The 11,929-nt window shown below is 37.1% G+C and carries 10 protein-coding genes and 1 tRNA gene; 6 read left to right on the top strand and 5 right to left on the bottom strand.

What is annotated here, in order from left to right:
- Nucleotides 1-30 precede the first annotated feature (30 nt).
- From ACHFIZ_RS14285 to recA, 4 genes are all read left to right on the top strand, one after another.
- Nucleotides 31-606, top strand: a complete 576-nt coding sequence (locus tag ACHFIZ_RS14285; RefSeq protein WP_410887000.1) for an RNA polymerase sigma factor — start codon at nucleotides 31-33, stop codon at nucleotides 604-606.
- 92 nt (nucleotides 607-698) lie between these two features.
- Entirely contained in the window at nucleotides 699-878 is a 180-nt protein-coding gene (locus tag ACHFIZ_RS14280) for a hypothetical protein (protein ID WP_410886998.1), read from the top strand.
- 98 nt (nucleotides 879-976) lie between these two features.
- Nucleotides 977-1,642, top strand: coding sequence for an endonuclease III (nth, locus tag ACHFIZ_RS14275; RefSeq protein WP_410886996.1), 666 nt, complete (start codon nucleotides 977-979; stop codon nucleotides 1,640-1,642).
- A gap of 100 nt (nucleotides 1,643-1,742) precedes the next feature.
- Nucleotides 1,743-2,750, top strand: a complete 1,008-nt coding sequence (gene recA, locus ACHFIZ_RS14270) for a recombinase RecA (protein ID WP_410886994.1) — start codon at nucleotides 1,743-1,745, stop codon at nucleotides 2,748-2,750.
- A 73-nt stretch (nucleotides 2,751-2,823) separates the two neighbouring features.
- Here the strand turns inward: recA and ACHFIZ_RS14265 are convergent, their stop codons facing one another.
- Nucleotides 2,824-3,045, bottom strand: coding sequence for a hypothetical protein (locus ACHFIZ_RS14265; RefSeq protein ID WP_410886992.1), 222 nt, complete (start codon nucleotides 3,043-3,045; stop codon nucleotides 2,824-2,826).
- Nucleotides 3,046-3,061: 16 nt separating this feature from the next.
- Nucleotides 3,062-4,063 carry a tRNA (adenosine(37)-N6)-threonylcarbamoyltransferase complex transferase subunit TsaD gene (gene tsaD, locus ACHFIZ_RS14260; protein WP_410886990.1) on the bottom strand — a complete coding sequence of 334 codons (1,002 nt, stop codon included), beginning with the start codon at nucleotides 4,061-4,063 and terminating at the stop codon, nucleotides 3,062-3,064.
- A gap of 80 nt (nucleotides 4,064-4,143) precedes the next feature.
- Between tsaD and ACHFIZ_RS14255 the strand changes: the two genes are divergently transcribed.
- Nucleotides 4,144-8,571, top strand: coding sequence for a translocation/assembly module TamB domain-containing protein (locus ACHFIZ_RS14255; RefSeq protein ID WP_410886988.1), 4,428 nt, complete (start codon nucleotides 4,144-4,146; stop codon nucleotides 8,569-8,571).
- A gap of 2 nt (nucleotides 8,572-8,573) precedes the next feature.
- Here the strand turns inward: ACHFIZ_RS14255 and ACHFIZ_RS14250 are convergent, their stop codons facing one another.
- The 3 genes from ACHFIZ_RS14250 to ACHFIZ_RS14240 form a co-directional block, all read right to left on the bottom strand.
- The gene (locus ACHFIZ_RS14250; RefSeq protein WP_410886986.1) at nucleotides 8,574-9,785 is read right to left on the bottom strand and encodes a bifunctional 3,4-dihydroxy-2-butanone-4-phosphate synthase/GTP cyclohydrolase II; all 1,212 of its coding nucleotides are present in this window, start codon (nucleotides 9,783-9,785) and stop codon (nucleotides 8,574-8,576) included.
- A gap of 130 nt (nucleotides 9,786-9,915) precedes the next feature.
- Nucleotides 9,916-11,340: an LptF/LptG family permease gene (locus ACHFIZ_RS14245; protein WP_410886984.1), complete on the bottom strand. Its 1,425-nt coding sequence runs from the start codon at nucleotides 11,338-11,340 to the stop codon at nucleotides 9,916-9,918.
- A 30-nt stretch (nucleotides 11,341-11,370) separates the two neighbouring features.
- Nucleotides 11,371-11,751 carry an START-like domain-containing protein gene (locus tag ACHFIZ_RS14240; RefSeq protein WP_410886982.1) on the bottom strand — a complete coding sequence of 127 codons (381 nt, stop codon included), beginning with the start codon at nucleotides 11,749-11,751 and terminating at the stop codon, nucleotides 11,371-11,373.
- Nucleotides 11,752-11,853: 102 nt separating this feature from the next.
- On the opposite strand from ACHFIZ_RS14240, the gene ACHFIZ_RS14235 reads away from it, so the two are divergent.
- Nucleotides 11,854-11,927 (top strand) — tRNA-Met (locus ACHFIZ_RS14235).
- Nucleotides 11,928-11,929: the final 2 nt, after the last annotated feature.

Raw genomic sequence — 11,929 nt, 5'->3', positions numbered from 1 at the left:
ACAGCAAGGGAATTTAGTAAGAAGACTCCTATGAAATTACAACATTATAACGATCAGGATCTGATAAAATTATACCTCAGCGGCGAAGAGTCGGTTTTGGAAGAACTTTTACGCAGACACAAGTCAAAGATTTATACCTCCATATATTTATTGGTAAAAGACCAGTACTTAGCTGAAGATATATTTCAAGAGACGTTCATTAAAGTAATCAACACGCTCAGGTCTGGCAAATACAATGAGGAGGGTAAATTTTTACCTTGGGTAATGCGTATTGCTCATAATTTGGTAATTGACTATTTTAGACGCGAAAAACGTGCGCCTGTAATCACAAGCGCGGATGGCACAGATGTGTTTAATACACTACAATTTCTTGAAGAGAGTGCGGAGGATAGAATTCTACGTGAACAAACGCACATGGATTTGAGAGCTATGATCAGGCTACTGCCCGAAGATCAAAAAGAGGTGCTGATTATGAGACACTATGCAGATCTTAGTTTTAAAGAAATTGCTGATCTGACAGGTGTTAGCATCAATACAGCGCTGGGGAGAATGAGGTATGCCTTAAGTAATTTGAGAAAAATGATGAAAGTAAAAGAAGTTTCTTAATCCTTGGAATAATTGTTAAAAAATTATTTTAAGTATAAAATAAATCATAACTGATAGCGTTGTATTATAAAAATTATATACAATTATTGCTTATGATAAAAACCTCTACTTCAACCAATCAATTAAATTACGAAAGATCAATGATGGAATCTGCTATAGAGAGATCTGATTTGGCCTTCTACCAAACATTAAAGCCTCAACTTGATGCTTTAATTAGAAATCCTTCCGAAGAGACAATCTCGAAGATTTTAGCCTATTCCAAGAAAAAGTAATTACTTAAAAAAACTTAAAGGTCAGTTAAAAATGGTTGCCATTAGGCTTGTTTTGACTGACCTTTTTTTGGTTACAAACATTTTATATAAGTTTGCTGATGCTCAAAAAAGAACGCTATAAGCTTTTCGTTAACCATTTTGCAACGCGTCAACCAGATGCTGAAACTGAATTGCATTACGATAATCCCTACCAGCTGCTTGTAGCAGTAATACTTTCAGCTCAGTGCACCGATAAACGAATCAATCAGGTAACCCCATCTTTATTTCAACGCTTTCCGAATGCAAAGGCCCTTTCTGAAGTCACACCGGACCTTGTATATGATTACATTCGAAGTGTAAGCTATCCCAATAATAAAGCTAAGCACTTAGTGGGGATGGCAAAGATGCTTGTGGAGACATTCAATAATCAAGTTCCTTCTGATATCAACGAATTGCAAAAGATGCCGGGCGTAGGGCGAAAAACAGCGAATGTAATTGCTTCTGTGATATATAATGCCCCTGCTATGGCAGTAGATACTCATGTATTTAGAGTTGCGAATAGGATTGGTCTTACGACTGGGAAAACACCCCTGGCTGTAGAAAAGGAACTGGTTAAAAACTTACCGGAAGAAACTATCCATATAGCGCATCATTGGCTGATATTACATGGAAGGTATGTTTGTGTGGCGAGATCGCCGAAGTGTAGCATTTGTGAAATCACAAGCTTTTGCAAGTACTACCAGAAAGCATATAAAATAACTAATATATTTAGTGTTATTAGCTAATAATAAATATATATTTTAAGAATTATTTTGTTAATGTGAAATATAACGTATATTTGCTAATATAGTTAGCACAACATTTAAAATAGATAGATCAAATAATATGAGCGCAAGCGCAGATAAGTTAAAAGCATTGCAACTTACACTTGATAAGTTGGAAAAATCATATGGTAAGGGAGCTGTTATGAAATTGGGTGATAATGCTGTTGAGCCGATCGAATCAATTTCTACAGGATCTATCAGTCTTGACATCGCATTAGGTATTGGCGGTGTGCCAAAAGGCCGTGTAATTGAAATATACGGTCCGGAATCATCTGGTAAAACCACCCTGGCAACCCATATTATAGCTGAAGCCCAGAAAAAGGGTGGTATCGCTGCATTTATTGATGCAGAACACGCTTTTGATAAAGGTTATGCTAAAAAGCTAGGAGTTGATGTTGACAACTTATTGATTGCACAGCCAGATAACGGTGAGCAGGCTTTAGAGATCGCTGACAACCTGATCAGGTCTGGAGCTATAGATGTTATTGTAATTGACTCTGTTGCAGCCTTGGTGCCTAAGGCGGAGATTGAAGGTGAGATGGGTGATTCTAAAATGGGTTTACATGCGCGTTTAATGTCTCAGGCACTCCGGAAATTAACAGGTACAATTGCGAAAACAGGTTGCTGCTGTATTTTCATTAACCAGTTACGCGAGAAGATCGGTGTTATGTTTGGAAATCCAGAAACTACAACTGGAGGTAATGCCCTGAAGTTTTATGCTTCAGTTCGTTTGGATATCAGAAGAACTTCACAAATTAAAGATTCTGATGAGGTTGCAGGCAACCGGGTGAAAGTTAAAATCGTTAAAAATAAAGTTGCCCCTCCCTTCCGTATAGCCGAATTCGATATCATGTTCGGAGAGGGTATTTCTAAAACCGGTGAGATCATTGATCTAGGTGTTGATTTTAATATTATCAAAAAAGCAGGTTCATGGTTCTCTTATGGTGACACGAAACTAGGACAAGGTCGTGATGCTGTTAAGCAATTACTTATGGATAACCCTGAATTATCTGAAGAAATCGAAGCTAAAATTAGAGCCGAGGTAACAGGAGAAAAACTAGAAAAGTAGCTTAAAGAATACATAAAAAAGGGGCAAGCCAAACGGACTTGCCCCTTTTTTATGTCTAAAAGTTTTTGATTAGTTATCTATAACTAGGTGTTTGCGATTTGCCATTCAGCGTTGGATTTGTCTTCAAAAAATTACTGTCGAATTTGACGATTGTATAAATAGCTACAACAGCCATAAATACCAACACAGCCAGGCCGAGGTAACTTCTGTTCCTATCCTTTCTGATGACCCAAATTAAGAATACAACTAGCGGAACCAACATCAAACCGAAAAACACAAAACTCATTACGCTCATAACTATTATAATTAGGTTAAAATTCCATTCTCGACAAAGGTGCAACATCTTGTTGAACAAAGTCTTGATCAATATACTTGTAATGCGCAGCCATTGCAATCATTGCAGCATTGTCTGTACAATATTCAAAAGCTGGAATATAAATACGCCAGTCTTCTTGTATCGCCATTTTTTGTAAACCTGCACGCAACCCTGAATTTGCAGAAACTCCACCTGCAATTGCAATCTCTGATATTCCTAATTCTTTTGCAGCCTTATTTAGTTTTGCTAGTAGAATATTTACGATACTATGCTGTACAGATGCACAAATGTCGTCTAAATTTTCGGCGATAAAGTTAGAGTTCTGCTTTTCCTTTGCTCTTATAAAATATAAAACAGAAGTCTTAAAACCACTAAAACTGTAGTTATAGTCCTTTATCTGAGGAATTGCAAATTTGTAAGCCAAAGGATTTCCTAACTTAGCATGTTGGTCGACCATTGGTCCACCAGGATAAGGCAGACTTAGTATTTTAGCTGTTTTATCAAAAGCTTCGCCGGCAGCATCGTCGAGTGTCTCTCCAACTATTTCCATTACTGAATAACTTTTAACCAATACAATTTGTGTATGTCCACCTGAAACCGTAAGACACAAAAAAGGAAAAGTCGGCTTTGGATCATCAATGAAATGAGCCAGAATGTGAGCGTGCATATGGTTAACAGCGATGAGGGGCAAATTTAACGCAAGTGCGAACGCCTTAGCGAAAGAAACACCTACTAAAAGAGATCCCAATAGCCCCGGGCCGCGTGTGAATGCTACTGCATTAACTTCCTTTTTGTTAACTTTAGCATCTAATAAAGCCTGTTGAATTACAGGAACAATATTTTGTTGATGAACCCTGGAGGCAAGCTCAGGTATGACGCCTCCATAATTTTGATGAATAGTTTGGTTAGCAATAACATTGGCCGTAATTTTGCCGTTGTTACTAATAGCAACAGAGGTTTCATCACAGGAAGATTCAATAGCAAGTATTATGGACACTTTTTATATTATTAAGCTACAAAACTATTAAAAAACTATTAAAAATACTTCTTTGGGTAGTTGCATCAGTTATATTATTGGTGGCAATTGTCATATTTTCACTTCAGTTCAAACCTGTTCAGACCTACGTAGCAAAAAGGGCTGCTGCCTATTTGTCTAAAGAATTGAACACAACAGTATCTCTTTCCGGTATCTATTTTAAACCATTTAAATCTTTAGTAATTGAGGACCTACTAGTTTTGGACCTTCAAAAAGATACGCTACTAAAGACACCAGAGTTTATGGTAGATATCAATGAATTCTCTTTAAAACGCCGAATTATAAACATTAATACTGTTCAAATTAATAATGGTAGCTTTTTTCTTAAATCATTCAAAGATCGTTCTACAAACATCGACTTTATAATAAACTATTTAAATTCCGGCTCTCCTAAAATCAAGACTAAAAAAAAGCCTTTTGAAATTTCTTTCGACAGGATTATTCTCAATAATATTGGGTTTAAATATAAAAATCTAAGAGTAGATACTTTGATTAAAGGGATAAACTTTGATGATATCCAGCTGAGTTCTTTAAACGGGATTTTTGAGCAACTTAATACCTCTGATCACCTTATGCAGGCGAATATTAAAAATCTTAGTTTTCATGAAAAGAGCGGATTTTATTTAAAAAACCTAACCTCTTTCGCTACCATTGATACAAACCAAATAGAATTGAAGTCACTCATGCTGGTAACGAACAAAAGTCGTCTAGCAGATTATTTCAAAATGACATTCGAAAGATTTAGTGACTTTCGCGATTTTGTGAATAAGGTTAGAATGAAAGGTAATTTCAAAAATAGTTTTCTGGTTTCCAGCGATATATCGTATTTCACTTCCCAGCTTAATAAAATTAACCTGAATTTAGAACTTGATGGACAGTTGTCGGGTTTGGTTAATAATTTAAAGGCAAAGAAATTTTCGGTAAAACTAGGCAAGGCAACCTATATCAGGGGAGACTTTGTTGTCAAAGGCTTGCCAAATTTTAAGGAAACCTTTATGGATCTGAAGATTGAAATGGCGGGCACAAATAAGGTAGATCTCGATGAGATATTGACATCAATATCCGGGAAGAAATCAAAGTTGATTCCAGCAGTTGTTGGGAAGTTTGGTAATATAAACTTCAATGGCTCTTTTACAGGCTTCCAGAATAACTTTATAGCTTATGGGGAGTTCAAGACGAAACTTGGACGCGTGGTATCTGATGTCAATATGAAAATCGACAAACAGGGTGTGCCATCCTACTCCGGAAACGTGAAAACTTATGATTTCGGCATTGGTCCATTGATTAATGAAAAAAGTCTGGGCAAGATTACTGCGAAGCTCTATGTAAAGGGGCGTGGTACGGAAATTAATACGCTATCGGAAAAATTATCCGGAGACATTGATTACATCGACTTCAATAACTACCGATATAGAAATGTAAAAATTGACGGAACTTTCATAAAAAAGTATTTCGATGGTTCAGTAAAAGTGAATGACAAAAATCTCCAACTTGTGTTTGATGGAGGAGTGAACCTAAATCCCAAATTACCAGAATTCAATTTCAAAGCTACCATTAAGAATGCGAAGCTAAAAGCACTGAAACTTTATAAAGATTCTCTGAAAATTGACGCTACGTTCAGCACAAATTTTTCAGGAAGTAACTTGAACAATATCCAAGGAAACCTAGTGATCCAGCAGATAAGATTGGATAATGTCAAAGGCATTTATAACATTGACTCTGTAAAATTGGTGGCCAATGGAATCGGGAAAGATAGAAGCCTGACCATTAATTCTGATATTATGGATGCTAGCCTGAAGGGGCAATATGATTTAAATACGATCATCCCATATTATACCGCATTGGCAAAAAAATATATTCCCTCTTTAAAAACGAACAATCTGAAGTATGGTGATCAAATATTCACTTTAAATTTAAACATCAAAAAATTCGAACCTATTGCTGAATTGGTCGCACCAGGATTAGAAATTGAGGATCAAGCAATATTGATAGGGAATTTTGATTCGCCCAATGATATCGCGACCTTAAACGGCTTCGTTAAAAAATTGAAGTACAAAGGTATTATCGTAAACAATATAATTGTGGACGAAACTACATCGGCCAATCAACTGCAGGCGACGCTAACATCAGATCGGGTAGATTTGAATGACAGTTTATATATAAAGAATGTTAACATTTCAAACATTCTGAGAAATGACAGTTTACAGTTAAACGTGAAATTATCCAATTCTGACGATGCTAACCAGCTAGATTTAAACGGTCTTATTGAATTTGCAAGCGACACTACAGCAAAGGTGAGCATTCTTCCCTCCATTCTAAAAATCAACAGCGAAGACTGGAAAATTCAGGAAAAAGTAAGAATCAGTTTCCAAAACGGAAAAACAGAAATCACTAATTATGAACTAAGTAATGGAAATCAGTTGCTAACTATCGATGGAACTCTTTCCAGTGATCCGGCAGACTTACTAGCTATTGGTTTTAAAAACTTCGATATGAAGACTATGAATCCTTTCGTAAAAACACTGGGAGTAAAATTGGCAGGAAAAGCTAATGGAGAAACAAAGCTTTATAACGTATTGAAATCTCCAAGGGTTAGTGATAATTTAAAGATCGATTCGCTGCAGTTTAATAATATATATATTGGGACGTTAACGGATACATCATCTTACGACAAAACTAAAAACCTGGCTAACATCTACACTAACATTGTTTCAGGAAATAAAGAGACGCTAAAAATTACTGGTAACTTTGATCTGGAAAAGAAAGAAATTGATGTAAAAGTGAAATTAGACGAAAGTGAGCTTGCTATTCTCGAGCCGTTTGTTAAAAAACTTGTTACCAATTTAAAAGGTAGGATATCGGCAGATTTGGCCGTTGTCGGCCCATTTTCTAAGCCTGCAATCAATGGGTCAATTTCATTTGATAAAGGTGAGATGACAATTAACTATTTAAAAACTGCCTATAGTATTTCGGATAAGGTCACGGTTGAGAATAGCGTAATTAAAATCGAAAACCTTAAGCTAAATGATGTAGAAAATCATCAGGCAATAGCCAATGGCTCAGTCGACCTCAATGAGCTGAGTACACCTACCATTGATGTTACCGTTGAGGCTCAAGGCTTCATGGCCTTGAATACGACTGCTAAGGATAATCCATTGTATTTTGGTCGCGCCTACAGCACAGGCACTTTTAGATTTAAAGGTCCTACAAATAAAATATTTATTGACATCGATGCAAAAACTGAAAAGGGTACTGTTTTTAATCTTCCTCTAAATAGTTCGGAAACAGTTTCTAGCAAAGATTTTATCACATTTGTAAGTAAGGACACCACCAAAACCGTCAAAAAAGAAACTAGTTTTGACGGTCTAACCATGAGTTTAAAGCTTGTTGTTGATGCGAATAGCACGGCAAACATATTTACGAGCCTTGGAAATCTTTCTGGAAGAGGATATTCGAAAAACCTGGCGTTAAATATTAACAGCCTTGGGGATTTTGAGATGTCTGGAGACTACATTATTGAGAGTGGTAGTTTCGATTTTACGGCTCAGGAAATCATTAATAAGAAGTTTCAAATTAGACAAGGCGGAACGATTCGGTGGACGGGCAATCCAACTACGGCACAAATTAATTTAAAGGCTATCTATTCATTAAGGGCGGGTTTAAGTGACTTGTATACTGCGGCGAACCGCGAGGGTAGCAATGCGAACGAGCGAGTATTGACGGAAGTTGAAATGGGCCTAACAGGATCGCTTTTAAAGCCTGATATTAAACTGGATATTTTCTTTCCTTCAAATCCGGCAATTAAAGAGGAAATGCAGTCGTATTTCAACGATGATAACAATCGAAATCTACAGGCATTGAGCTTAATTATAAGAAGAAGCTTTGCTCCCGGAACAGGAAAAGAGGCCTTGGGTAAGCAGCTTACTTCCGGAGTGGCGAGTACTGCTACAGAACTTCTGTTCAATCAATTTAATAATGTGTTATCCTCTTTGAACCTTGACTTCGTAGATATTAACATCCGCTCTTTAAGTGAAGCGAATGCCTCATTCAGGTTTTTCAATGAGCGTGTCATTCTAAATGCGGGTATTGTGGATAGAAGAAGTACAAATGATCTTTCACCTATAGGATTCTCCAGAAATAATGTGGGTGGTGAGGTTGAGGTACTTGGGTTGATTAAGAAAGATGGTACGCTGATTGGAAAGCTTGCCAACAAACCCCCTACTCAGCAGAACAACTTTTTCAATACTGGAATAAGTCAAAACAATAATGTTACCTCCCTGGGATTAATCTATACACAGCAATTTGATACATTTGGTGAGTTTTTAAGAAAGATTACAGGACAGTATAAAAAGACGCAAAAACAAAAACAAGAGGAAGAAAAACCTGACCCTGCAAATACTCCTGTACTCCCTTCCTCCTCTACAGTGCCTAGCATTACACCAGTCAATAAAGATCCTAAAAAAAAGTAATTTTAGCCTTTCATGATTTGGTGGCCCATTTTATCTCTTTTCGTTTTTAAGTAGTATTCATTGTGAACATTGCTCTCAATCTCAATAGGAATATTTTCTACAATTTCTAAACCATAACCTGTTAAGCCAGCGCGTTTAGTTGGATTGTTGGACATCAGTCTCATCTTAGTAACACCCTGTGCTCTCAAAATTTGAGCTCCAACACCATAATCCCGCTCATCACCTTTAAAGCCAAGCTTTATATTGGCCTCAACAGTATCCAAGCCGGCATCTTGTAAATTATAAGACCTAAGCTTATTCACCAACCCAATTCCCCGACCTTCCTGATTCATGTAAACTATTACTCCCTTACCCTCTTTGTGAATCATCTCCATAGCCTTATGCAGCTGCGGACCGCAATCACAGCGACATGATCCAAATATGTCTCCGGTTACGCAAGAACTATGAACTCTGGTAAGTACCGGTTCATCTTCAGCCCATTCTCCTCTACTGATTGCTAAATGGGTAGCGTTTGTATCCAACTGAGTATAGGCAGTCATAGTAAAATCACCCCATTCTGTAGGCAAATTCACTTTAACTTCTTCTTTAATGAGCGTTTCTTTCTCTAACCTATATGTGATAAGATCTTTAATCGAGATAATTTTAAGTTGATGCTGTGCGGCGATTTTTATTAAATCAGGAAGTCTGGCCATTTCACCATCGTCCTTCATAATTTCTACTAGCACACCAGCTGGCTCCATCCCGGCTAAAATTGCAAGATCAACTGAGGCTTCAGTATGCCCAGAACGTCTTAATACGCCGCCTTCTTTCGATCTAAGTGGAAAAATGTGACCAGGTCTGCCCAATTCAGACGGATTTGTATCGGGGTTGATAAGGGCTAATATCGTTTTAGACCTATCAGATGCGGAGATTCCGGTAGTACAGCCATGACCCCTAAGGTCAACTGATACTGTAAAATTGGTCTCGTGAACGGCCGTATTTTTACCAACCATTAGTGGCAACTCCAGCTCATCACATCTGTCTTCAGTAAGTGGTGTACAAATCAATCCACGGCCATAAGTAGCCATAAAGTTGATAACCTCGGGCGTAGCATTTCTTGCTGCTGTTACAAAATCACCCTCATTCTCTCTATCCTCATCATCTACTACAATGATAACTTTACCTACCTTTATATCTGCGATAGCTTCCTCTACCGTATTAAGTTTAATTTCCATTGTCTAATTATTCAGAATTAACTTTAGTTGATGATCATCCGCTATTATTGACAAAGTTACGATGTTAACTCTCAACATTACCTATTAAAATTATCACAACCAAGTAATCAATACTATCTGCTAACTGACCTTACGAATGAACCTTCTTTTTACTGAAAAGATTAACAAAAAACTGCTTAAAATAATTGACATCAAATAAAGCAGAGTCTACGGTCGCTTTATAAGTAAGGAATGCGCCTAAAGGCGATAGGACAAATATTGACAACCACATTCCAAAAAAGGCGTTTAATGATCCCGTAGTTGCAGATTTCTCAGATACAGTTGCAATTATATGATACAAAAGAAAGAAAACAATTGCCATAACTACAGGGAGGCCAAGACCACCCTTTCTAATAATAGCTCCTAAAGGTGCGCCAATGAAGAATAACAATAAACAGGAAGCTGCTAAAGTAAATTTTCGCTGATATTCCATCTTTACTTTAATGATGTTGCGGGAGCGATCATCATGGTCGACAATTCTACCCGCTGTGGTTTGTTTGATAGAGGTAGCCAAGTCCATTGCATTCTGGATAACCACCCCTCTATTTTGAGGAGGGATGAGGGATAATATATCTCCCTTAATTACACTTGTTGGGGCTTTGATTTTCATGTATCCCTTTGCAAAATTATATTGCTTGTAATAGGTACTAATGCTAGTGGCCGCAAACTTATCAATACTGTCAAGCTCATTTGAAAGTGAATCCCGTTTCTTGATGAGACCTTTTAAATTTAACATCTGTGTGTTACCTCTAAAATCTTGCTCATCAGTTCTATTCATCTTAAAACTAGAGATATCAAACTTCTGATCCGTTTCACCAAACCTGATCCTCCTTAGTTCTTGCCTCGGGTTGTTGTAAGTATTTCTTCCTTGTGACTCTTCATAACTCACACCATTTTTAAGTTTTAACAAAAGGAATTGATCATTGCTTGACATTTCACCTTCCTTTGCAATGATAATCTTCGCAATTCCGGCAGAATTCGTGTGATCGTAGATCATTACGTTATGTAATGTCCCATCAGAGCTCTTATTATCAACTCTAATTGAGTAGCCGGGAATACTATTATTGAATACACCTTCCTTGATTAAAAAAGAAAGTTTCTTGTTTCTGATATCCCACAAAAGGGAGCCAAACTTAAGATTTGCTTTCGGCAACATGTAATCAGAAAATAAGAACGAACCTATTGCCAAACCAATAATTAAGAAGAAAAGAGGCATCATAGCTTTCTGAAGCGATACGCCCGCAGATTTAATGGCTACAAGCTCATAATTCTCTCCCAACGTCCCGAAAGTCATAATAGACGACAATAATACGGAAAGGGGAAGCGCCATCGACACGTTTGATGCCGACGCATAGTACATCAATTCCAAAATGGTATACCATTCAAATCCCTTACCTATCAGGTCATCTACATATTTGAAAAGGAAAAGCATCAGCAAAATAAACATCACGATAAAAAAAGTGACGATAAAAGGTCTTATGAATGCTTTAAGTAAAAGTAGATGAATCTTTTTCAAGATACAAAGTTAGAAAAAGACAGGGGAACATCAGGCACCAATCACACTATGTAAATAAGTAATTTGATTATCCCATATCAATGTTCGCTCAGCTAGAGTTTCGGGCGTAGCGAAGTCGGTAATCGAAAGCGCTACATCATTGGTCAATTCATCCTGGACTATTTCCATTTCGAAATAGCAATGTGGCTCATCATCAAGCCATTTGAATTTAACCATTCGATTTTCTTTGATACTTAAAAGCTTGGCCTTCTGGATTTCATCGTCCCAAGTAAAAGTGTAAACCTGGTCCTTAAAAACAACGTCATCAGCAAACCACTGGGACAAACCGTTAGGCTCACTGATAAAACTAAATAAAATACGAGGAGATGATCTTAATTCATACTCCAATGTAAACTTTTTCTTTTCTGACATTGATTAACTCTTATACCTTAATGACTGGACTAATTTTTTACTATTTGTTTCTAAAGAAAAGTAATTTATTCTATATTTGCAACTCTTTAAAATAACATACCCGGCGGGGTAGCTCAGATGGTTAGAGCGCAGGATTCATAACCCTGAGGTCGGCAGTTCGATCCTGCTCCCCGCTACT

This window comes from Pedobacter sp. JCM 36344 (assembly GCF_046546555.1).
Lineage (GTDB): Bacteria > Bacteroidota > Bacteroidia > Sphingobacteriales > Sphingobacteriaceae > Pedobacter.
Note: the sequence above shows the minus strand (reverse complement) of the source record. Positions and strands in the feature narration are given on the sequence as shown.